This is a genomic window from Microvirga mediterraneensis, from assembly GCF_013520865.1.
Classification (GTDB): Bacteria; Pseudomonadota; Alphaproteobacteria; order Rhizobiales; family Beijerinckiaceae; genus Microvirga; species Microvirga mediterraneensis.
The window spans coordinates 2,918,128-2,938,779 of record NZ_JACDXJ010000001.1 but is presented as its reverse complement, the minus strand read 5'-3'; the positions used below and the strand labels follow the sequence as shown (position 1 = coordinate 2,938,779).

The 20,652-nt window shown below is 64.8% G+C and carries 23 protein-coding genes; 12 read left to right on the top strand and 11 right to left on the bottom strand.

The window, feature by feature from the left end; all coding sequences use genetic code 11:
* The first annotated feature begins 47 nt into the window (after nt 1–47).
* The 4 genes from H0S73_RS13905 to H0S73_RS13890 all read left to right on the top strand — a co-directional run bounded on the left by H0S73_RS13905 (nt 48) and on the right by H0S73_RS13890 (nt 3,720).
* Nucleotides 48–770, top strand: coding sequence for a DUF4142 domain-containing protein (locus H0S73_RS13905; RefSeq protein ID WP_181052718.1), 723 nt, complete (start codon nt 48–50; stop codon nt 768–770).
* Between the two features lie 119 nt (nt 771–889).
* The gene (locus H0S73_RS13900) at nt 890–1,504 is read left to right on the top strand and encodes a hypothetical protein (protein WP_181052717.1); all 615 of its coding nucleotides are present in this window, start codon (nt 890–892) and stop codon (nt 1,502–1,504) included.
* Between the two features lie 839 nt (nt 1,505–2,343).
* A complete protein-coding gene (locus H0S73_RS13895) occupies nt 2,344–3,435 on the top strand; it encodes a TRAP transporter substrate-binding protein (RefSeq protein ID WP_181052716.1) in 1,092 nt (363 codons plus the stop codon).
* A 120-nt stretch (nt 3,436–3,555) separates the two neighbouring features.
* Nucleotides 3,556–3,720, top strand: a complete 165-nt coding sequence (locus tag H0S73_RS13890) for a hypothetical protein (protein WP_181052715.1) — start codon at nt 3,556–3,558, stop codon at nt 3,718–3,720.
* Nucleotides 3,721–3,770: 50 nt separating this feature from the next.
* Here H0S73_RS13890 and H0S73_RS13885 read toward each other — a convergent pair whose 3' ends face one another.
* Entirely contained in the window at nt 3,771–4,637 is an 867-nt protein-coding gene (locus H0S73_RS13885) for a DMT family transporter (RefSeq protein WP_181052714.1), read from the bottom strand.
* 211 nt (nt 4,638–4,848) lie between these two features.
* Between H0S73_RS13885 and H0S73_RS13880 the strand changes: the two genes are divergently transcribed.
* On the top strand, nt 4,849–5,739 hold the full coding sequence (locus H0S73_RS13880) for a YihY/virulence factor BrkB family protein (RefSeq protein WP_181052713.1): 891 nt from the start codon (nt 4,849–4,851) through the stop codon (nt 5,737–5,739).
* Between the two features lie 32 nt (nt 5,740–5,771).
* Here the strand turns inward: H0S73_RS13880 and H0S73_RS13875 are convergent, their stop codons facing one another.
* The 5 genes from H0S73_RS13875 to H0S73_RS13855 form a co-directional block, all read right to left on the bottom strand.
* A complete protein-coding gene (locus H0S73_RS13875; protein ID WP_181052712.1) occupies nt 5,772–5,927 on the bottom strand; it encodes a hypothetical protein in 156 nt (51 codons plus the stop codon).
* A 145-nt stretch (nt 5,928–6,072) separates the two neighbouring features.
* Nucleotides 6,073–6,297, bottom strand: coding sequence for a hypothetical protein (locus H0S73_RS13870; protein WP_181052711.1), 225 nt, complete (start codon nt 6,295–6,297; stop codon nt 6,073–6,075).
* 87 nt (nt 6,298–6,384) lie between these two features.
* On the bottom strand, nt 6,385–7,053 hold the full coding sequence (locus H0S73_RS13865; protein ID WP_181052710.1) for a hypothetical protein: 669 nt from the start codon (nt 7,051–7,053) through the stop codon (nt 6,385–6,387).
* A 367-nt stretch (nt 7,054–7,420) separates the two neighbouring features.
* A complete protein-coding gene (locus tag H0S73_RS13860; RefSeq protein ID WP_181052709.1) occupies nt 7,421–9,364 on the bottom strand; it encodes a bifunctional 2',3'-cyclic-nucleotide 2'-phosphodiesterase/3'-nucleotidase in 1,944 nt (647 codons plus the stop codon).
* Nucleotides 9,365–9,486: 122 nt separating this feature from the next.
* A complete protein-coding gene (locus H0S73_RS13855; RefSeq protein WP_181052708.1) occupies nt 9,487–10,638 on the bottom strand; it encodes a trans-sulfuration enzyme family protein in 1,152 nt (383 codons plus the stop codon).
* 73 nt (nt 10,639–10,711) lie between these two features.
* Here H0S73_RS13855 and H0S73_RS13850 point away from each other — a divergent pair, with 73 nt between their 5' ends.
* Nucleotides 10,712–11,221, top strand: a complete 510-nt coding sequence (locus tag H0S73_RS13850) for a TspO/MBR family protein (protein ID WP_181052707.1) — start codon at nt 10,712–10,714, stop codon at nt 11,219–11,221.
* Here H0S73_RS13850 and hpt read toward each other — a convergent pair whose 3' ends face one another.
* Nucleotides 11,222–11,794, bottom strand: a complete 573-nt coding sequence (hpt, locus tag H0S73_RS13845; RefSeq protein ID WP_181052706.1) for a hypoxanthine phosphoribosyltransferase — start codon at nt 11,792–11,794, stop codon at nt 11,222–11,224.
* A 406-nt stretch (nt 11,795–12,200) separates the two neighbouring features.
* On the opposite strand from hpt, the gene ftsE reads away from it, so the two are divergent.
* From ftsE to H0S73_RS13820, 5 genes are all read left to right on the top strand, one after another.
* Nucleotides 12,201–12,905, top strand: coding sequence for a cell division ATP-binding protein FtsE (gene ftsE, locus H0S73_RS13840; RefSeq protein ID WP_181052705.1), 705 nt, complete (start codon nt 12,201–12,203; stop codon nt 12,903–12,905).
* A 5-nt stretch (nt 12,906–12,910) separates the two neighbouring features.
* On the top strand, nt 12,911–13,885 hold the full coding sequence (locus tag H0S73_RS13835; RefSeq protein ID WP_181052704.1) for a cell division protein FtsX: 975 nt from the start codon (nt 12,911–12,913) through the stop codon (nt 13,883–13,885).
* Between the two features lie 69 nt (nt 13,886–13,954).
* A complete protein-coding gene (locus tag H0S73_RS13830) occupies nt 13,955–14,734 on the top strand; it encodes a YdcF family protein (RefSeq protein ID WP_181052703.1) in 780 nt (259 codons plus the stop codon).
* A gap of 73 nt (nt 14,735–14,807) precedes the next feature.
* Complete coding sequence (locus H0S73_RS13825; RefSeq protein WP_181052702.1) at nt 14,808–15,575, top strand: lysophospholipid acyltransferase family protein; 768 nt, start codon at nt 14,808–14,810, stop codon at nt 15,573–15,575.
* A gap of 248 nt (nt 15,576–15,823) precedes the next feature.
* On the top strand, nt 15,824–16,222 hold the full coding sequence (locus H0S73_RS13820; protein WP_181052701.1) for a hypothetical protein: 399 nt from the start codon (nt 15,824–15,826) through the stop codon (nt 16,220–16,222).
* Here H0S73_RS13820 and H0S73_RS13815 read toward each other — a convergent pair.
* Nucleotides 16,210–16,746: a gamma-glutamylcyclotransferase gene (locus H0S73_RS13815; RefSeq protein ID WP_181052700.1), complete on the bottom strand. Its 537-nt coding sequence runs from the start codon at nt 16,744–16,746 to the stop codon at nt 16,210–16,212. The genes H0S73_RS13820 and H0S73_RS13815 overlap by 13 nt on opposite strands.
* 71 nt (nt 16,747–16,817) lie before the next feature.
* Between H0S73_RS13815 and H0S73_RS13810 the strand changes: the two genes are divergently transcribed.
* A complete protein-coding gene (locus H0S73_RS13810; protein WP_181052699.1) occupies nt 16,818–17,870 on the top strand; it encodes a DUF2125 domain-containing protein in 1,053 nt (350 codons plus the stop codon).
* 57 nt (nt 17,871–17,927) lie between these two features.
* On the opposite strand, the gene der is transcribed toward H0S73_RS13810, so the two are convergent.
* The 3 genes from der to H0S73_RS13795 form a co-directional block, all read right to left on the bottom strand.
* Entirely contained in the window at nt 17,928–19,274 is a 1,347-nt protein-coding gene (der, locus tag H0S73_RS13805; protein WP_181052698.1) for a ribosome biogenesis GTPase Der, read from the bottom strand.
* A 15-nt stretch (nt 19,275–19,289) separates the two neighbouring features.
* The gene (locus H0S73_RS13800; RefSeq protein ID WP_181052697.1) at nt 19,290–19,964 is read right to left on the bottom strand and encodes a tetratricopeptide repeat protein; all 675 of its coding nucleotides are present in this window, start codon (nt 19,962–19,964) and stop codon (nt 19,290–19,292) included.
* Nucleotides 19,965–20,050: 86 nt separating this feature from the next.
* Nucleotides 20,051–20,641 (bottom strand): NnrU family protein, encoded by a 591-nt coding sequence (locus H0S73_RS13795; protein ID WP_181052696.1) that lies wholly within the window; start codon nt 20,639–20,641, stop codon nt 20,051–20,053.
* Nucleotides 20,642–20,652: the final 11 nt, after the last annotated feature.

The following is a 20,652-nucleotide window of genomic DNA, read 5'->3' as shown; positions in this document are numbered from 1 at the left end:
TCCCCCGCGAACGTTCGCCCTCACAACTTGCTCGCAGGAGAAACTTGATGTCACGCAGCCTCGTGATCGCAGGCCTCATGGCCGCAATCAGCCTTCCCGCCCTCGCCCAGCAGCAGAACCAGGCTATCACGCAGCCCGCCACGCCGCAGCCCGCCGAAACACAGGCCAACCCGGCTCTCGGCCAGAATGCCCAACAGCGCCAGCAGCGCACGCAGCAGGGCGGCGCTCCGCAGGATACGCAAACGCCCATGCGCCAGGGGCAGGCGAGCGCACCGGCGTCCATGGGCCAGCAGCAATCGCAGGCCGACCGCCAGTACATCCAGCAGATGCTGGCACTGAGCACCGTCTCGCTGCAGCAATCGAACTTCGCCCACGGCAAGGCTCAGAACCCGCGCGTCAAGCAATTCGCGGATTTCGAGATCGCCGAGCAGAACCTGCTCACCGACATCATGCACTCCTTCGCCGATCCGAACGCAACCGCTTCGACCACGCAGGGCGCGCAGCAATCCGCCGCGACGGCGCCCGAGCTGCCGCAGAAGGACGCGCAGGCCATGGAACGTCTGTCGAAGGCACAGGCAGGCGCGGCGTTCGACAAGGATTATGTCGCGCTGCAGATCGAGGGACATCAGGAGCTGCTGAAGCTTCAGGAAAATCAGCTCCAGCAGGCCGCCGGCAACCGCGAGATGATGAACCTCGCCAAGCTCGCCCGCGGCCAGATCAAAGAGCATCTGGCGCTGCTGCAGGACATGCAGAAAGAGCTCGGCCGCTAAGGTTTCCGGCCCCGCTTTTTCACGAATGCGGGGCCGGAACACCCGTCCGCGACGGGACGTTGCCTCCTGGAAACGCGGGCCGGCAAGACCTGCTCGAAACCAAAGAAGAGGAATAGCCCATGGCGCAAGACAAGCGAGGCCGCCCTCCCGAGCCGGATGTCGACGAGGTGCTGAACGAAGTCACCCAGGAAGAGACCGGCGACAGCTTCGTCGCGGGCCCGACCCAGCGCAACGATGTCGGCAACACCAAGCGCGCGGCTGCGAAGGCGACCGGGCTCATGGGGGCTTCGAAGAAGCTCGACCCCGATCTCGATATCGACCACGTGGACGACAATCGCCCGACGAGCGGCTCGAAAGCGGGAATTCGCTCCTTCAAGGAAGTGCCCGAGGAGGAAGACGACGAGGCAGGCTTCCAGCTGTCGAACGAGGAGATCGCCGGAGGTGTGAACACCACCGCCGCGAAGAGCCCCGCCCCCCGCGGTGCCCAGACCGAAGGCACCTCGGGCCCAACCGGCATGAGCGGCGGCGCCGCGTCCCGCGCTCGCGTTCCAGCGCCGGGCAATGCGGTCGATGTGCCCAAGGGCACCCTGGTGCGTGGCCATCCCACGGCCAGCCAGTCGGGTGGACATTCCACGTCCTCAACCGGCGACGAGAAGCCCCCGAAGCGCTCCGCTCGCGCCCATAGCGGCGAGCAGCAGCGCCCATTGTCGAAGGGCGGCTCCGAGGAGCGGTGAGCGCTCCTCAAACCTTCCTGCCGCTAGGAAGCAGGACACCCTCTCGTGAATGGCCGGCCTTGTGCCGGCCATTCACGTCTTCCTTACATTCCTCCAGCCTCATCCTGAGGAGGTCGCAGAGCGACCGTCTCGAAGGATCGTTCAGAGGGCAAGGCGCCCACGTGCCCGGACACGGTCCGAGACCTCGAGACGCCGCTGCGCTGCTCCTCAGGATGGGGGCGGCGAATGTCATCGGGGCAACGTTATGTTCTCACTTTGTTCTTGACAGGGCGGATAAGCTCGGCTATATCGTTGCCCTAGATCTGCTCTGACGAGGGGCGCGCTCGCGAGGCGTCGCAAGAGTGAGAGCAGGCACGGTCCCGCCGCAGGCCTCGCACGCCTGTGGTCGCGGGAGGTCGACCTTGGGGGCTCCCCAGCTGGTCCACCTGAAAAGAACCGTGCGTGACGAGCAGTTCGGCTCTCACATTCACCCTTAGAGAGCGAGCCGGGCTGCCCGACGCGCCACCCTCGAACCCGAAAGGCTCGCAGCGCAAGCTGCGGGCCCCAAGGGGCTGGCTCTTTGACACAAACGGATCAGCACCGCCCGTCATGGTCGGCCTCGTGCCGGTCACCCACGCCTTCGGAACCGCCGCGATGGCAAGACGCGGATACCCGGAACCACGGTCGTCATGACATCGAGATATTCCCCAGCTTTTCCGTCGATGACGCCATTGCATAGCTTGTCCGTCTCCGCGCATACCTACCCCAACGGAATGCGGAGTGACAGCGCCCCTCCTCCCGCTTTATGGAATGTTCAGCCAAACCGGCAATGACGACATAAATCGGTCGAGGAAATGCTCATGGATAGAAGAAAAGTTCTCAAGGGTGCGGGACTGGCAGCCGCGGCGGGTGCCGTTGCCTCTCCGGCCGTCGCTCAGGCGCAGCCGGAAATCCGCTGGCGCATGACCTCGGCCTATCCGAAGAGCCTCGATACCCTTTTCGGCGCCGGCGAGATGATCTCCAAGCGGGTGGCACAGGCCACCGACAACAAGTTCCAGATCCAGGTCTTCGCCGCGGGCGAAATCGTCGGCGCTCTCCAGAGCCTCGATGCGGCGCAGAACGGCACGGTCGAATGCGCCTATACCCTGTCGAGCTTCTTCATCGGCAAGGACCCGACCTTCATGTTCGAGACCTCCGTGCCGTGGGGCATGAACGTGCGCCAGCATAATGCGTGGATGTATTACGGCGGCGGCCTCGATCTCGTTCGCGAGTTCATGAAGGACTACAACATCTACCCGATCCCGGCGGGCCAGACCGGTGCGCAGATGGGCGGCTGGTTCCGCAAGGAGATCAAGTCCATCGAGGACCTGAAGGGCCTCAAGATGCGCATCGCCGGCATGGGCGGCCAGATCATGCAGAAGCTCGGCGTGGTGCCCCAGGTTCTCGCCGCCGGCGACATCTACCCCGCCCTGGAGCGCGGCACCCTCGACGCGGTCGAGTTCTCGGGCCCGCACGACGACGAGAAGCTCGGATTCGTGAAGGTGGCCCAGTATTATTACTATCCGGGCTTCTGGGAAGGCGGCGCCCAGCCCTCGCTCTATGTGAACATGAACAAGTGGAACGAGCTTCCGGCCCACTACAAGGCCATCCTCGAAGCGGCCTGCGCGGAAGCCAATGCCATGTGCGTGGCCAAATACGACGCCCAGAACGCCGACGCGATCCGCCGCCTCGTGGGCCAGGGCGTGCAGCTGCGCCCCTTCCCGCGCGACGTGATGGAGCAGAGCTACAAGGAAGCCTACAAGCTCTACAACGACCTTGCCGCCTCCAACCCCAAGTTCAAGAAGATGTACGATTCCTGGAGCACCTTCCGCGACAAGGAACTCACCTGGTTCCGCATCGCCGAGCTGCCCTTCGACTACTTCGTCAACCAGCAGCAGGGCCAGCCTCGCTAAAATTCCGGAAGCGGCGCCGTCAGGCGCCGTTTTCATTTAGGGCAACCGAACAAGGATCGAAGCTTGGCCCGGGGCGTTGTCCTCTCAAGAGGATTTCCGATCGAAGGATGGAGCCACGCCATGACGGATAAGAACCGCAAGCACGATGCGCCGAAGGACAAGCCCGAGAGCAAGAACGAGAAGGCGTCCGAAAACGGAAAGAAACACCAGGACGAGCTGCTCGATGAAGGTGTGGAGGAGACCTTCCCGGCCAGCGATCCCGTATCGGTGAAAATCACGCGATGACGCGAATGTGAGATGAAGCCCCGGGTCGTGCGTCCGGGGCTTTTCGCGCGTCAGTTCCGGCTCGCCACCGCGACGCCGAGCGCCGCCAGCGCCATGCCCGCGAGCTGGACCGGGCTCAAGGTTTCGCCGAAGAGAGCAAAGGCCATCAGGGCCGCGACGGGCGGCACGAGGTAGAGCAGCGTCGCCACACCCACCACGGCCCCCTGGCGGATAAGGAAGAGCAGAAGGCCGATGGCCCCGATGGACAAGCCCAGCACGGCCCAGGCCATGGCGCCGAGAAGCGGCGGGGTCAGCTCCATGCGGCCTTCTTCGGTCAGGAGCACGAGGGGCAAGGTGACGGCCGCCGCGCCCATATATTGAATGGCTGCGTTCACCCGCAGATCGAGGTTGCTGCCGGTGCGCTTCTGCCAGATCGTGCCGAAAGTGATGGAGAGCATCCCGAGGATGCAGATTCCGAGCGCAAGAGGCGGCACGCCGCCCGCCCCCAGCTTCGGCGCCACTACGAGGGCAGCGCCCATGAATCCGATGCCGATCCCGGTCCAGCGCCTCGCCGAGACCTGCTCGCCCAGCAATGGCCCGGTGAGAAGCCCGGTCGCCAGCGGCTGAAGCCCGGCCACGAGGGCCGAGATCCCGGCAGGCAGCCCATGCTTCACCGACCAGAAGACGCCGCCGAGATACAGCCCGTGCAGGAGAACCCCGGCAATCAGGCTGTTGCGCCAATCGTGCCACTTCCGGGGCCAAGTTACGCCCGCGACGGCAACGATGACGCCGAGGACGATGATCGCCAGCACATAACGGACGAACAGGAAGGTCAGCGGCTCGGCATAGGGCGCCACGAACCGAGCCACGATGAACCCTGTCGCCCAGATGAGCACGAACAGAGGCGGCGCGAGGCGGGCGAAGAGGGTCGGGTTCATGGCGGGATTGAGTTGGATGCAGATCGGTCATCGGCTTGTAGGCCCGATCCTTGGCCTTTGTCGATGCGCGAGCCCTCATCCAAACGTCGACATTCAAGGTGCGTTTCTCCCCTCATCGCGGGGCGGAGCGTTATCGCATGTCAGACCCGCCTGCCCCTTCCTTGCCCTCGGCTTCCGGCGCACCATCTCCAGCACCCTGGAGACCCTTCTGTTGAATCGCCTTCGCCTCTCGCTCGAACTCCTGGCCATCGCATCCACCCGCTTCGTGCTGCACGATTCCTGGGCGATCGCGAGCCATATCGCCCTTTCGGTCCTGACGTCCTTGTTCCCCTTCCTGATCCTGGTCACCGCCCTGGCGAGCCTTTTCGGAACGGGGTCCCTGGCCGACGAGGTGGCGGATATCATCCTCGAGGCATGGCCGCGGGAGGTCGCCGGGCCGATCGCCCGCGAGGTGCACACCATCCTCACCGGGCGGCGCAGCGACGTGCTCACCCTGGGCCTCGTGCTGGCGCTCTATTTCGCGTCGAGCGGGGTGGAGAGCCTCAGGGTCGGACTGAACCGCGCCTATGGCGTCCGCGAGACCCGACCCTGGTGGCTGACGCGGCTCGAATCCATCGCCTTCGTGATCGCCGGCGCCATGATGCTGCTGGCCCTGGCTTTCCTGGTGGTGCTCGGCCCCTTCATGTGGCGCGTCGCCCTCTCCTGGGTGCCGGCCCTCGAGCCTCTCGCCATTTTGATCGGCTTCCTGCGGATCAGCGTCGCGACCATCGTGATCGTGACGGGCCTTCTGCTCGCCCACAAGCTCGTTCCTGCGGGCCGCCGCCCCTTCCGGACCGTCCTGCCGGGGGTGGGTGTGACACTGCTCCTCTGGCTGCTCGGCGGCTTCACGTTCAGCTGGTATCTGGAATTCTACCCCGGCGCCTACGCGTCGACCTACGGGGGCCTTGCCACCGCCATGGTGGCCCTGATCTTCCTCTATACTCTGGGGGCCATCTTCCTCTTCGGCGGAGAACTCAACGGCACCATCATCCTTGCCAAGCGCAAGCGGCTCGGCAAGGAGCCGAAGCCGGAGACCATGAGCGACCTGATCCCGCTTCCGTAAAGCATCGAACGCAGAATCGGGGCGCGAAAGCTTCAAGCCAGGGGCATGAGTCCAAGCTTGTAGACCCACAGCAGCAAGGCGATCACCACGACAACCGCCAGCCAGTTCAAAGACCGGTCGAGCAACAGGTTGAAAGTGGCTTCAGCAGAGAGGGCGGATTTCTTTTTCGGGGGCAGATCGACTGGCATGAGTCACTCTCCAAAGCCCAGGAAGCTTCGAGACGCCCCATGCGCCCAAAAGGGCAGCGGCCGACTAGGGAACCGCCGATCATGGCATCATAAAGCCTCGACGGGCCATTTGTAAGACTGTCCGCAACGATGGCTTTGTCGGGCTTCAGATGATGGTCGACCCGTCAGAGCGCATGCGGGCATCGCCGATCTGGCGGGCGAGCTTCACCGCCTCCTCGTCGCTCACGTGCACCCGGACCAGGGTCCAGGCGTTCTCCGACTTCCACAGCCGAAACGAGATCATGAACCCGTCGCCGTCCCTTTGCGCATCCGCATGGGTCGCATCGGGCAGATCGTAAGGCCCAAGGCCGTCGAAGGTCAGCTGTCCCACATGTCTCTCCACTCACAAGCCTGACCGTCAACGGACGAAAGCCTGACAGGTTCGGAACGGCCGCCCGAGCGCTGCGCCGGCCCTCGGTCAGAGATTGGGCGCGATCCGCAATTCGAGCCTTGCGGACGCCGTGGGACGCGTGTCGGGCGCGACGCCGTATCCCAGCCTGACGTTCAGGTCCGAGCGGAAACGATCCGAACGGGAACTCAGCCGGGTCTGGCCGATGATCTCCGATAGCAGGCCCGTTCCGACCGCGCCGCTCATGCTGTCCAGATTCATGCTGGGAGACAGCCGCAGCTGCGTGTTCCAGGTCGGGAGAGGAAGATGGAACGGAATATCCATGCTTCCGCTGATGGATTGCGAATAGCCGTTCTGTACGCTGTCGACGAAGCCGGCCGTTGACAGGCCCACAGTCACGCCGAGAGATTCCCAATCCCGCTTCAGGAAGGCCTCCCAGGTCGCTTTGGACGACACGAGGCCGGACTCGCTGCCTGTGCGGATCAGTTCGGTCCCGACGAGGAAATTGTAATCCTGGAACGGCTGCAGCTTGGCGCCGACCGCCCGGTCGAAATCCGTCGGCGCGAAGGCCTGCATGTCGGAACGCGCAAGGCCGTTGGCCCAGACCTGTGTGCGGCTCAGGCGCGGCACCGCCCTCTTATGGTTCGCACGCTTCGCCGCCACATGTTCATCAAGCCAGGCGGGTGTGATGTTCTGGCTCCAGATCTCGTCCTCATTTGCGGCGGCATGCGGTGTCATTGCCGCCACTGCGAGTACAAGGCAGACCAATCGGAGAAGAAGAAAAATCATCTAAAAAGCCAGAATAAAACAAAAAGCGGGAATGCAACGATGCCGTCATTCGGAGCGTCGTTGGTTAGCGCGAGGTTAAGTTTGCTTCAAGCGCCGCAAGCGACGTTGTTATAGCCGCGAGGAGCTCGGAAGATGCACGGGAATTCGACTGCGGCTTCAGACACGTGGCCGAAATTTCTGCCCGCTTCGACCTCAATAGGCAAAGTGACGCAGCGCGTGCTCACGCAAGTGTGATGTTCTTCTTCCCGACATCGGGGCATGAAGCAAAACGGCCGGGCGTGAGCCCGGCCGCCTCGTCATTCGCGGTGAACTGCAATCAGCTCACGATGCGGTACTTCACGAAGCCTTCCGGCGCATCGCCCATCCTCTCGACCTTGATGCCGGCAGGCTGATACTGGGCGGCGTTGGGACCCGTGGTGAAGGTCATGGTGACGCCCGCGGGCGCGACGAGCGACCACGAGCCGTCCGCCTTGGGTGCCACTTCCTTCTTCTCGATGATGTAGCGCATGATCGCATCGCGCGTCAGGTCGGGCGCCTCGAACACGATGGTGGTGCCGTCCGCGCCGGGGAAGTTGCCGCCGCCGCCCGCGCGATAGTTGTTGGTCACCACGATGAACTGCTGATCCTCCGTCACGGGCTTGCCGTTATAGGTCAGGTCCTTGATGCGATGGGCGTCGGCATTCACGACCTTGCCGTTGTCGTCGTAGCGCGAGGCTTGGCTGGGATCGATCTTGTACTGAACGCCCGCGATCACGTCGAAGTTGTAAGCGGGGAACTTTTGATTGATGAGCTCCTGCTCCCCACCCTTGGCGACATCGATCTGGTTGTAGATTCCTGCCGAACGTTCCAGCCATTCGCGCACCTGCGCGCCGGTGACTTTCACCACACGGATCGTGTTCGGATAGATGTAGATGTCCGCCATGTCCTTGATGGCGAGCGGGCCGGGCTTGATCTCGGTGAAGTAGTTCGGGCCGCCGCGTCCGCCGGCCTTGAAGGGCGCCGCCGCCGAGAGGATCGGCAGGTCCTTGAAGGGCGAGGCTTTGAGTTGGTCGGCCACGTACCAGGCCTGCGCTTCGGCGACGAGCTTTACCGAAGCGTCGTCCGCCACGAGCGAGTAATAGGAATGGATCGGAACGGCCGTCGTGCCGACGGGTTCGCGCACGTATTTCAGCGTCGCGTCGTGGCCTGCTTGGGCGGCCGCCATCACGGCAGCGTCGGAATCGACTTTCGCCACGACCTTGCGGTCGACGCGGTCATAGATCGGGCGCGCCTCCGTGCGGAAATTCGCCACCTTCCAGGCATTGCCGTCCTTGGTGAGCTCGAGGTCGATGAGGCCGAGATGGCTGCCCCAGAAACCGGCCATGACGGCGGGCTTGCCGTGCAGCGTGCCAGCCTTCACATCGACGCCGTCGATGTTGTTGAACTCCTTGCCGCCCGGGAAGGTGAAGTGCTGGTGCCCGGTGAGGATCACGTCGATGCCGTCGACCTTCGCAAGATGCAGCGCCGCATTCTCCTCGCCACCCTTGCGTTCGCCACCTGCGATACCCGAATGGCACAACGCCACCACGATATCGGCACCGGCCTTCTTGAGATCGGGCACATGCTTGTTCGCCGCATCGACGATGTCGATGGTTGTTGCCTTGCCGTCGAGATTGGCCTTGTCCCATTGCACGATCTGCGGCGGCACGAATCCGATCACGCCGATCTTGATTTTCTGCTTCGCACCGGCCTCATCGACGAACTCGCGGTCGAGAACGAGCCAGGGCTTCAGCAGCGTTTCACCGTTCGCCTTGATGACGTTGGCGCAGACTAGCGGGAATTTCGCGGCGCCGAGGGAGTTCTGCAGGAATTCGAGCCCGTAGTTGAACTCGTGGTTGCCGAGCGTGCCGCAATCGTAGTTCAGTTCGTTCATCGCCGCGACCATGGGATGGACGTCGCCTGCCTTCATGCCACGGCGATACGCGATGAAGTCGCCGAGGGGCGAGCCCTGGATCAGGTCGCCGTTGTCGAAGAGCAGGCTGTTCTTGGCCTCGGCCCGCGCGCCCTTCACCAGGGTCGCGGTGCGCGCCAGACCGACCGTGTCGTCTGCGGCGTCGCGGTAGTAATCGTAAGGGAAGATGTTCACGTGAAGATCGGTCGTCTCCAGGATGCGGAGTTTCACGACCGGACCGGCCGCCCAGGCGAACCGGGGCATTCCGGCAATGGCGGCAGCGGCCACGCCGGTCTGCAGGGCGCGGCGGCGGGTGATGGATTGTGTCATGGTCTTCCCTCGGCTGGTCTTATTGCGAAACAGGGTTCGCCCTTAGCCGAGAGAAGCACAGGTTTTATGACAGGATCAAGATAGCTGGCTAAGAGCGCCCACAATCCACTGCGCCTTTCGCGTCACGCCCTCAGCGCCTCATCCAGGTCCCGGTACAGGTCCTCCACGTCCTCGATGCCGGTGGAGAGGCGCAGGAGGTCCGGCGGACACGGGGTTCCGGGCCCTTCGATCGAGGCGCGGTGCTCGATCAGGCTCTCGACGCCCCCGAGCGACGTCGCCCGCTTCCACAAGCCGACGCGGGCGGCTGTGCGGATCGCAGCAGCTTCGCCCTCCGTAACCTGAATCGACAGCATGTAGCCGAAGCCGTTCTCCATCTGCCGGGCGGCGATGTCATGGCCGGGATGCTGCGGCAGGCCCGGATAGAGCACGCGGGCCACTTTGGGATGGTTTGAGAAGCGCTGGGCCAAGTCGAGTGCGCTTTTGGCCTGGGCGGCAGTCCGAACATGGAGCGTGCGCATTCCGCGCATCAGGAGATAGGCTTCGAAGGGGCCAAGGATCGCGCCCTGCATCTTGCGGATGGAGACGACCCGGGCCCAGAATGCATCGGCCTTCGCGCCCGCGAGTGCGCCCGCCACCACGTCGGAATGGCCGTTGAGCACCTTGGTGGCCGCATGCATGACGATGTCGGCTCCGAGGTTCAGCGGGCGGGTATGGATCGGCGAGGCGGTGGTGGAATCGATGGCGAGTCGGGCGCCGGCCGCGTGGGCGATCTCGGCGGCGGCAGCGATGTCGGTGATGGTCCAGAGCGGGTTCGAGGGCGTCTCGATCCATACCAGCTTGGTCTCGCCGGGCTTCACGGCGGCGCGCAGGGCCTCAAGGTCGTCGGTTTCCACGAAATCGACCTTGAGGCCCCAGCGCACGGCTTCCGTCATCAGCCAGTTGCGCAGGGCCCAGTACATCACCTTGGAGGCTACGATGTGGTCGCCCGGATCGAGCGCCTGGAACACGGCGGTCGCTGCCGCCATGCCGGACGAGAACAGCAGCGCGCCGGCCTCGGCCTCCTCCAGCATGGCCAGAACCTCTTCAGCCTCACGGACGGTGGCATTGTCGGGCCGGCCGTAGACGAAGCCGGACGAGTAGGCGTTGTCCTCGTCGCGGATGTAAGTCGTCGTCACATGGATCGGAGGGACGATTGCTTTGGTAATCGGATCCACATGGCCCATGGCCTGGGCGGTCAGGCTGCGCTTCGACCATGAGGGACGCGATGACGACATGAGGGAACCTCCGCAAGCGTGACAGGTTGCGTCACAGGGATGACAATGCGTCCGTCATAAAGAGATTCCGAGCATGCATACAGATCAAACTGCACCGGCCAGCCATGCAATGCGGCCGCTGCCGCGCTTCCTGGTGGCGGTGGTGCCCGTGGTCGCGGTGGCCGTGTCGGCGAGCCTCATCACACAGCCGAATATCCCGACGTGGTATGCCAGCCTCCAGAAACCCGGCTTCACGCCGCCGAACTGGGCCTTTCCCGTCGCCTGGACGCTGCTCTATGCCATGATGGCCTACGCGTTCTGGCGCATTCTCGCCCTGCCGGAGAACCGCCCCGGACGCTCGACGGCCGTCGTCGCCTTCTTCACGCAGCTCGTGCTGAACGGCCTCTGGTCCTTCGCCTTCTTCGGCGGACAGAGCCCGATCGCTGGGCTCGTCGTAATCGTCGCCCTGATCGTGGCGATCATCGCCACGATCCGCACCTTCTGGCCTCTCGACCGGACCGCCGGCCTGCTGCTCGTGCCCTATCTCGCCTGGGTGTCTTACGCCACCCTGCTGAACGGGACGATCTGGCGGCTGAACGGATGATCAGGCTTCGGGCTTGTCGAACAGGTCCGGGCTGCTGTCGAGATGGTCGACCACACCGACGAAGGGCAATTGGCGATAGGAATGGGCCACGTCCATGCCGTAGCCGACCACGAACACGTCGGGGCAGGTGAAGCCCACGTAATCCGGATGAATCTGCACGGCGCGCTTGCCGGGCTTTTCCAGGAGAACGGCCGTCTTCACGCTCTTGGCGCCACGCGCCATCAGCAGGTCCTTGGCGAAGGTGACCGTGCGGCCGGATTCCAAGATGTCGTCCACGAGCAGCACGTCGCGTCCGCGCACGTCGCTCTCCACGTCGCGCAGGATCGTCACATTGCCGGTGGAGACGGTGCCGTCGAGATAGCTCGACAGGTGCACGAACTCGACCTGCGGCGCCAACCCGCTCCGGTGCAGGGCCCGGATCAGGTCCGCGGCGAACATGAAGCTGCCCTTGAGCACGGCGACGACGAGGAGGTTCTCGGGCTTGGCGGCCGCGATTTCCTGGGCCAGGGCTTCGTTACGCTTGGCAATGGTGTCTTCGTCGAAAAGGACCCGGATCCGGGGGGCAGTGCTCATCGTCATCAATCCAGCAAAAATGTCATAAGCCTTGGGCTTCCTTCTTCACGACCATGCCTGGGCGAGGATGTCAAACCGGCCCGATGGATTTTGCGGCCGCCACAGGGGCTCAGCGTCGTTCCCCTTGCACCCATTCGTGACCCCACCCGCCATGCCATGGCAGGCCCCTTGCCGGTCCTCCCGACTGGAAAGGGGCCGCGCCTCCATCGAACGAGATCACCGGCAAGAGGCCGGTGACGACGTCGCGGAGAAGGTGTTCCTGCGGCAATGTCCCGCGAAACGCTCGCTTCCCGTCGTCCGCCGCCGAGTTTATGGCTTGCTAACCATACAGGGGCGATAAGGAGGCGAATCGCGGTCTTTCTCCTCCACAAGAACCGACGAACCTCCAAGGATGGCTTGAGCACGCGTGAAGGCGCTTTACACCGAGGACTATGACGAGGGCGCGGCCCCGGCCGTGCATTTCGAGAATGTGGGCGTGCGCTACGGCATGGGGCCCGAGGTCCTGCGCGACCTGACCTTCTCCATCGAGCCCAACTCCTTCCAGTTTCTCACCGGCCCGTCCGGCGCCGGCAAGACGACGCTGCTGCGCCTCATCCTGCTCTCGGTAAAGCCGACCCGCGGCCTGATCTCCCTGTTCGGCGAGGACGTGTCGCGGATCTCCAAGGACGAGCTGACGAGCGTCCGCCGCCGCATGGGCGTGGTCTTTCAGGATTTCCGCCTGCTCGACCACCTGACCACCTACGAGAACGTGGCCCTGCCGTTGCGTGTCCAGGGCAAGGAAGAATCGAGCTACCGGGCCGAGGTTGTCGAGCTCCTGCGCTGGGTCGGCCTTGGCGATCGCATGCACATGCTGCCGCCCGTCCTCTCCGGCGGCGAGAAGCAGCGCGCGGCCATCGCCCGCGCCCTGATCGTGCGCCCCGACCTGCTGCTCGCGGACGAACCCACGGGCAATGTGGACCCGTCGCTCGCCCGCCGCCTGCTGCGCCTCTTCATCGAGCTCAACCGGCTCGGAACCTCGGTGGTCATCGCGACCCACGATTTCAGCCTCATGGATCAGCTCGACGTGCGCCGGCTCGTGCTCGGCGACGGTCGGCTGCATATCGACGAGTGAGCCGGATGAACGCCGCGCCTCAGCATCGCCCCAAGAAGAGCGTCGCCGCCGAGGGCCAGAAGCGCGCCCTGCCCGCTTCCTTGAGCCGGAACGCCCCGCTTGTTCCGGTAGATTCGGCGGGCGGCCAGGCCCTTGCCGCCGTCATCGCCATCCTGACCTTCCTCGCTGCGCTCTGCGCCGGCGGCGCCGAACTCGTCTCGGCATCCTCCGCCCAGTGGCGGTCGGAGATCGCCCGGGAAGTCACGATCCAGATCCGCCCCAATGCCCAGCGCTCCATCGACCAGGATGTGGAACGCGCCGTGGCGCTGGCCCGGCAGGCACCGGGCGTGGAGCAGGCCCAGGCCTTCACGAAAGAGGAATCCGAGCGCCTGCTCGAACCGTGGCTCGGGACCGGCCTCGATTTCAAGGACCTGCCGGTTCCCCGCCTGATCGTGATCAAGATCAAGCCGGATACGAAGCCCGATTTCGGCCCGTTGCGGCAATCCTTGCAGCGCGACGTGCCTGGCGCCAGCCTCGACGACCACGCTCTTTGGGTGTCGCGGCTCTCGACCATGGCCAACACGATTATCGGCGTCGGGGTTTTCCTCGTGGCCCTCGTGCTCCTCGCCGCCGGCCTTGCGGTGATCTTCGCCACGAGGGGGGCCATGGCGGGCAACCGGGAAGTGGTGGAGGTGCTGCATTTCGTCGGCGCGAACGACGATTTCATCGCCAAGGAATTCCAGCGCCGCTTCTTCCGACTCGGCCTGCGCGGGAGCGCCATCGGGGCCGCCGCTGCCTTGGTCCTCACCCTGATCCTCGGTTTCGTGACCCGCTCCTGGCGGGCAAGCCCCACCGGCGACCAACTCGAGGCCCTGTTCGGCGCCTTCACGATCAGCTGGAGCGGCTATACGGTGGTGATCCTCATTGCACTCCTCGTCGCGCTCATCGCCGGCATCGTCTCGCGCTTGACCGTGAGACGCTTTCTTAACGAAAGTGGTTGATGTTGAGGGTTAACAAGGAAAGAGCAGGTTGCCTCTCCATTGCCGCATTCTCCGTTATGTTCGTCCAAGATGACCTCGCGAACGCAGAGTTGGGTAGCGCCGGGCGCCGTGGATTCCACAGAGGCCGTGGGCTGGGGCTGGACGATGCCGGCATCGACTAGGCCCCCTGTCAGGCGGTCCCTGACGAGCCGCCTGCTCAAACTCGGATTCTGGAGCTTCATTGCGGCTCTGGTGGTCAGTTTCCTCGGTTTCCTGGGCTTCGTCTACAGCCTCGACCGGTTCGAACAGCCGCCTGAGACCCGGGCAGATGGAATCGTGGCAATGACCGGCGGCGCGCAGCGGATCGGCGACGCCATCGACCTCCTCGCCAAGGGCTATGCCAAGAGACTTCTGATTTCCGGCGTCAACGAGAACACCAGCAGGGACCAGATCGCCCGCCTCAATCCGGGCCAGCGACGGTTCTTTGATTGCTGCGTGGATCTGGACTACAGGGCTCGCAACACCATCGGCAACGCCATCGAAACGAGACGCTGGGCCGAAGCGAACGGGTTCGACACCATCATCGTGGTGACCTCGAACTACCACATGCCGCGCACCCTGGTGGAACTTGAGCATGCGCTGCCGAACCTCCAGAAGATCCCCTACCCGGTCGCGGCCACCATCGATCCGCATGAGTGGTGGCACAAGCCGGCCGTGGCCCGTCTGGTATTCACGGAGTACGTGAAGTTCCTGGCTGTCTGGATCAGGACCCGCTTCGAGGACGATCCGGAGCGTTCCTCGGTGGCCAAGATCATCAGCGGCGGTGCGCCCATCAAGGCGCAGATCGTCGCCGATCCGCTCTGGCGCTAGAGTACGGCGCAAAAACCCATTAAGGTGCGGCGCCCGCGGAGCAAGATGCTCCGCTTTTCATTTTCAAGAAGCCATGCTGATCGTCCGCTCCCTGCTTTTCAACGTCGCCTTCTACGCCAATCTGGTCCTGTGGCTGATCCTCCTGATCCCCGGCGCGCTGGTGCCTCGCCGCCAGTTCATGGAGCTGGTGAAGATGTGGGCGCGCACATCGGTCTGGCTTCTGCGGGTGATCGCTGGAACCAAGGTCGTGATCACCGGACAGGAGAAGATTCCGGCGGGCGGAGCGCTGGTGGCCGCCAAGCACCAGTCGTTCCTCGAGACCTTCGCCCTGCTGCCGCTTCTCGACGATCCGACCTACATCCTGAAGCGCGAGCTGATGTGGATCCCGTTCTTCGGCTGGTACCTGGCCAAGGCGCGCTGCGTACCCATCGACCGCAAGGCGGGATCCTTGGCCCTGGTGCAGATGACGGCACGGGCCAAGGAGGAGGCCCAGCACGGTCGGCAGATCATCATCTTCCCCGAGGGCACGCGCCGCCCGCCGGGCGCTCCGCCGGCCTACAAGTACGGCGTGGCCCACCTCTACCAGAATCTCGGTTTCCCCTGTGTTCCCATCGCCATGAACTCGGGCCTCTACTGGCCCCGCCGCCAGTTCATCCGCCGTCCCGGCACCGTGCGGATCGAGGTGCAGGACCCCATCGCTCCGGGGCTGGCTCGGGAGGAGTTCTTCAAGCTGGTTCAAGAGAGGATCGAGACGGCCTCGAACCGGCTTCTGGAGGAAGGCCGGGCGGAACTCGGCATGGGGCCGGACTCCAGGCCGGAGACGTCGCTGTCGAAGGTGTGACGAAGCTACCGGGAGGTGCTGCGGCACATCAACCCCTCCCATGTCATGGCCGGGATTGTGTAGAGCGCAATGCCTTTCCAATCGAGATGACCGGCACAAGACCAGCCATGACGTTGAGGGAGACAACGCGCCGAAAAACCCTCAAACCCAAGTCCAGCCAAGCTTTCATCGTCCTTGACGACTCAGCCGGCCGTTCTTACATATAAGAACATATGGCGAACAAACGAACCATATCCTGGAATGCGGCCATGCGGGACCTCCGCAACGACCGAATGCGGAGGGCTGGTGTGCGCGAGGAAAGGCTACGGGCGACCGCTGGGCTTCGCTCCTCTTCCACTCTGAGTTCCTGGCGCGGCCGTTCGGGGCGCCGCTATATCGTCGGCGTGCATCCGCTGAACGAGACGGAGCTTCTCGAGGTCACCGATGCGGTGATCCTGGCCGTGAAGCGGGGCCGGACGGGAAACGGCATCGTGGTCGACGCCGCCATGGCGGCGTCGGATCCGAGTGCGCAGACCCGACTGCGCTGGCTCGCCAAGGTTCAGGAGCTCGGCGCCACGGAACTCCACATCCACCGTCTCGCCGCGACCGAGGACGACCGCCGCGCGATCTTCGAGGATCTGCGCGAGGACGAGACTCAGGTTTCCTGATCGAGGTCGGTGACGATCCTGTGCAGCAGCGGATCGACCACGTGCATGCCGATGAGATGCTCGTAGGTAGAGCGCACGTAGTCGGGGTTGCGTCCGGAGATGCCCTGCCCCTGCCGCACGAAGCGGATCACCTCGTCATAGGACAGCCGTCCCGCATATTGCCCGTGGTTGCGGTCCACCACGTAGGCGAGGGCGCGAACCCTGCGCGCATCGGCGAGCCGCACGGGCAGATGCCGTTCCAGATAGACGGAGGTGACCTGCTCGCGCTCGCGCAGGTATTGGACCGTCGCCTCTGCCTCTTCGGGCGTGACCCGGAACGCGACCCCGTGGCAGCGCCCTCCCCGGTCGAGGCCCATGACGAGCCCCGGATGCTCGGGCGTGCCGCGATGAACATGAGAGAAGACGCAAAGGGAGCGGTGATAGCCGTAAAGATGAGCGTGGGCGCGCTCGACAAAAGGAAAGCCCGGACGCCACATGAGCGAGCCGTAGCCGAAAACCCATAAATCCTCCGTGAGATCCTTCATGTGACGCGCCCGAACCTTGCCTGCATCCGGCGCTACCAGTAACCACACACCAGCACAACAGGAGATCGCGCATGGATCAGGCTGCCCCGACGGCGAGCGTTCGCCGCAGCCGTTTCTGGCTCTACACACCCTTCGTCTTGCTGCTGCTCGTCGCCATTGCCTGGAGCATCGCGTGGTTCGTGATCCGCAGCCGCACGGCCGAGGCGCTCGACGGCTGGATCGCCGCGGAGGCGAGGAGCGGGCGGCAATGGACCTGCGGCGACCGCAGCATCGCGGGTTACCCGTTCCGCATCGAAATCATCTGCGAATCCCTCGACTTGAAGCGGGGCTCCGTGTCCGCCTCCTTCGGGCGCACCGAGGCCGTCGCTCAGATCTATCAGCCCCGCCGGGTGATCGTGGAGGTGGCAGGCCCCTTGCGCGTGACGGACGGGACGGTGACCGTCGACGGAAGCTGGAGCCTCATGCAGGCCAGCATCAATGCCTCGCAGGCCGGCCTGCAGCGCCTCTCCCTGGCGGCAGACGCTCCGAAGGTGTCCGTGACCGGTCTCGGCTCCGGTGAGATCGCGGGATCCGGCAGGCATCTGGAACTTCATCTGCGCCCCAACCCTTCGCGGCGGGCCGAACTCGCCGGCGACTTGGCCGCTTCGTTGACGGAGGCCCGCATCCCCATCCTCGATGCGCTGGTCGGCGGCGCAGAGCCAACGAACCTGAGCGCGGACGTCACCGTGACCCAGGCCGACGGCTTCAAGGGCCGCACCATCGTCGAGGAGCTGGAGCTCTGGCGCAATGCCGGCGGCAAGCTCGACATCCTGATGCTCTCGGCCGTCAAGGGTCCCCGCCAGATCGAGACCAAGGGCGAGCTGCGCCTCGACGAGGAGCATCGTCCCGCAGGCCAGCTCACCGTCTCGGCCGCGGGCCTCGACGGGCTCCTGGGCAACCTGACCGGTGGACGTGTCGGAGGCAATCTTCTGGGCATGCTTCTCGGGCAGGGCCCGCGCTCGCAGCAGGGCCAGCCCAACGCGAAGCCCCAACTCGCTTCGTTGCCGCCCCTGCGCCTCGAAAACGGCTTTCTGGCGATGGGCCCCTTCGTGATCCCGAACGTGAGACTGCAGCCGCTCTATTGAGAGAGCCCTATGCCATGGCCGGCACAATGCCGGCCATTCTGTCGCGGCGGAAAGTGCTTATCTCCGTTCCTTGTCGAACGGGTTCTGGCCCATGCGCAGGGATACGCGGATCGGGGTGCCGGGCAGGTCGAAAGCTTCGCGCAAACCGTTGACGAGGTAGCGCGTATAGCTTTTCGGCAGGGCATCGAGCTGATTGCCGAACACGGCGAAATGCGGCGGGCGCGATTTCACCTGAGTCATGTAGCGGATCTTGATCCGGCGGCCCGAGACGGCGGGCGGCGGGTTGGCCTCCAGGGCTTCGGAAAGCCACTGGTTCAGCTTGGCGGTCGAGATGCGGGTATTCCACTTCTCATAGACGTGGAACACGGCCTTCATGAGCGGATCGATACCACTGCCGGCGAGCCCCGAGAGCGGCACCACCGGGGCTCCCCGCACCTGCGGCAGCAGCCGGGTGGCTTTCTCCTTCAGGTCCTTGAGGAGGCCTTGCTGGTCGGCGACCAGGTCCCATTTGTTGAGGCCGATCACGAGGGCGCGGCCCTCCTGCTCAACCAGATCGACGATGGACAGGTCCTGCTTCTCGAACGGGATCGTGGCGTCGAGCAGCACCACCACCACCTCGGCGAAGCGCACGGCGCGCAGCGCATCGGCGACGGAGAGCTTTTCGAGCTTGTCCTCGACCCGGGCGCGCTTGCGCAGGCCCGCCGTGTCGAAAAGCTTGATCGGGCGTCCACGCCATTCCCAATCGAGGGAGATGGAATCGCGGGTGATGCCGGCCTCGGGACCGGTGAGCAGGCGCTCCTCGCCGACCATGCGGTTGATGAGGGTAGACTTGCCCGCGTTCGGACGCCCGACGATGGCGACCTGCAACGGCTTGTTCGGGTCGTCCTCCTCGTCCTCCATCTCGTTCGGATCGGGGAAGTGGGGCATGAGAGCCTCGAAGAGGTCGGCCATGCCCTCCCCGTGCTCGGCGGAAAGCGGAACCGGATCGCCGAGCCCGAGCGAAAACGCGTCGTAGGCGCCGGCCATGCCGGCCCCGCCCTCGGCCTTGTTGGCGATAAGGATCACGGGCTTGCCGGAGCGGCGCACCATCTCGGCGAAGGGCCGGTCGGCGGGCAGGATCCCGGCCCGGGCATCGACCACGAACAGGATCACGTCGGCATCCGTGATGGCGGCCTCGGTCTGTGCGCGCATGCGGCCGAGGAGCGACTCTTCCGTCGCCTCCTCGAGGCCCGCCGTATCGATGATGCGGAATTCGAGATCGCCGAGCCTGGCTTCGCCCTCGCGCCGGTCGCGGGTCACGCCCGGCCGGTCGTCCACGAGCGCCAGCTTCTTGCCGACGAGACGGTTGAAAAGAGTCGATTTGCCGACATTCGGCCGCCCGACAATGGCGACGGTCGCCGTCATGTCCTGTGTCCTATCCTACTGGGTCGCCTGCACGGGACCGCCCGCCACGAGGGCGGTATAGACGGCAAGGCGCTGCCTCAGGGAGGAAGGCGTCTCGCGATCGGCGGCGATCTGGTCGAACCAGCGACCGGCATAATCCATATCACCGGCCTTAAGGCCGGATAAGCCTAAGAGTTCCCGCGCGGAGTGGCGCCAGGCGCCGGAAGGCGCGGCGAGCGGCTCCACGGCCTGCCGCAACTTGGCGGGCTCGGCCGTGTCGACACGCAGCCAGGCGGCGCGAAGGCGCGCGAGATCCTTCCACAGGGGCGGCACGGCGGCATCGTTCGCGAGGGCATCGAAAGCCGATGCGCCGTTCTCGGCATTCTGCTGGCCCAGCTCGGCCGCGAGGCGGAAGCGCGCGAGCATGGCATAGCCGGTGGCGCCGTCCTCCTTCACCACGGCCTCGAAGGCACCTTGCGCGTCCTGCCCCTTGTCCTCCGAGGAGAGGCGCAGGGCCTCCTCGTAGCGCACGGCCGCCTCCTGCGCCCTGGTCTGCTGGGTGTGTTCCCAAAAGCGCCAGCCGCCGACGCCGGCCACGACCAGCACCACCACGCCGATGATGATTCCGTTGTAGCGCTTCCAGATCTGGGCGATCTGGTCGCGGCGGTATTCGTCATCGACTTCGCGAATGAACTCGTCGTTCGGGGCCATCGTCTCACTCTTGCGGCCTGAAACCAGCCGCCTCCTGCAATCGAAGGAGGTCGCCTAGCACAGGCTCCCGCGCAATGCGAGAGGCTTCATGCCCTTACGGGCAGGACCGGAACGCCGATCAGCCACGGATGCAGCCAGAATGCGAAGGCCGCATAGGCAATCGTTCCGATCGCCACCGCCAGGAGGTCGTTCCGCCATCCCGCGGGTGCCGCAGTGCCGCCATGCTGGGCAGCCACGTCGCGGCGCTTGGCGCTGATGCGGGCGAGCACCGCCCAGCCCAGGATGGATCCGAACAGGAGGATCGACCCGAGATCGCCGTTGGCGAGAAGATGCGCCAGGGCCCAGATCTTCACCCCGGCGAGCATCGGGTGCTTCAGCCGTGCCTTTATCCGTCCCGGAAGGTATGCCGCCGCGAGGCAGATGAAGGCGAGCCAGACCAGGAGAAGGGCAAGGTGGCGCGTCCAGACCGGCGGGTCCCAGACCGGGATGTAGCCGTTGGCCCGGTATTGGCCGAAGCCGATGGCGATCAATACGATGCCGAGCAGGGACATGATGGAGTAGAGGCCCTTGTACGGCCCCTCCCCGATCCTCCCGATCAGGGCAGCCCGGCGGGCACGCGCCATGCTGAAGGAATGCATGCCGAGAAAGATCACGAGTCCGACGATCAGCAGCGTCACGGTCACCTCCG

Excerpts from the sequence above, each read along its gene's own strand:
- H0S73_RS13815 (WP_181052700.1), bottom strand. The coding sequence starts at position 16,746 with ATGAAGGATCTCACGGAGGATTTATGGGTTTTCGGCTACGGCTCGCTC.
- H0S73_RS13900 (WP_181052717.1), top strand. The coding sequence starts at position 890 with ATGGCGCAAGACAAGCGAGGCCGCCCTCCCGAGCCGGATGTCGACGAG.
- H0S73_RS13860 (WP_181052709.1), bottom strand. The coding sequence starts at position 9,364 with ATGACACAATCCATCACCCGCCGCCGCGCCCTGCAGACCGGCGTGGCC.
- H0S73_RS13800 (WP_181052697.1), bottom strand. The coding sequence starts at position 19,964 with ATGGCCCCGAACGACGAGTTCATTCGCGAAGTCGATGACGAATACCGC.
- H0S73_RS13820 (WP_181052701.1), top strand. The coding sequence starts at position 15,824 with ATGCGGGACCTCCGCAACGACCGAATGCGGAGGGCTGGTGTGCGCGAG.
- H0S73_RS13865 (WP_181052710.1), bottom strand. The coding sequence starts at position 7,053 with ATGACACCGCATGCCGCCGCAAATGAGGACGAGATCTGGAGCCAGAAC.
- H0S73_RS13850 (WP_181052707.1), top strand. The coding sequence starts at position 10,712 with ATGCATACAGATCAAACTGCACCGGCCAGCCATGCAATGCGGCCGCTG.
- H0S73_RS13890 (WP_181052715.1), top strand. The coding sequence starts at position 3,556 with ATGACGGATAAGAACCGCAAGCACGATGCGCCGAAGGACAAGCCCGAG.
- H0S73_RS13875 (WP_181052712.1), bottom strand. The coding sequence starts at position 5,927 with ATGCCAGTCGATCTGCCCCCGAAAAAGAAATCCGCCCTCTCTGCTGAA.
- H0S73_RS13855 (WP_181052708.1), bottom strand. The coding sequence starts at position 10,638 with ATGTCGTCATCGCGTCCCTCATGGTCGAAGCGCAGCCTGACCGCCCAG.
- H0S73_RS13825 (WP_181052702.1), top strand. The coding sequence starts at position 14,808 with ATGCTGATCGTCCGCTCCCTGCTTTTCAACGTCGCCTTCTACGCCAAT.
- hpt (WP_181052706.1), bottom strand. The coding sequence starts at position 11,794 with ATGAGCACTGCCCCCCGGATCCGGGTCCTTTTCGACGAAGACACCATT.
- der (WP_181052698.1), bottom strand. The coding sequence starts at position 19,274 with ATGACGGCGACCGTCGCCATTGTCGGGCGGCCGAATGTCGGCAAATCG.
- H0S73_RS13810 (WP_181052699.1), top strand. The coding sequence starts at position 16,818 with ATGGATCAGGCTGCCCCGACGGCGAGCGTTCGCCGCAGCCGTTTCTGG.
- H0S73_RS13835 (WP_181052704.1), top strand. The coding sequence starts at position 12,911 with ATGAACGCCGCGCCTCAGCATCGCCCCAAGAAGAGCGTCGCCGCCGAG.
- H0S73_RS13895 (WP_181052716.1), top strand. The coding sequence starts at position 2,344 with ATGGATAGAAGAAAAGTTCTCAAGGGTGCGGGACTGGCAGCCGCGGCG.
- H0S73_RS13905 (WP_181052718.1), top strand. The coding sequence starts at position 48 with ATGTCACGCAGCCTCGTGATCGCAGGCCTCATGGCCGCAATCAGCCTT.
- H0S73_RS13885 (WP_181052714.1), bottom strand. The coding sequence starts at position 4,637 with ATGAACCCGACCCTCTTCGCCCGCCTCGCGCCGCCTCTGTTCGTGCTC.
- H0S73_RS13830 (WP_181052703.1), top strand. The coding sequence starts at position 13,955 with ATGACCTCGCGAACGCAGAGTTGGGTAGCGCCGGGCGCCGTGGATTCC.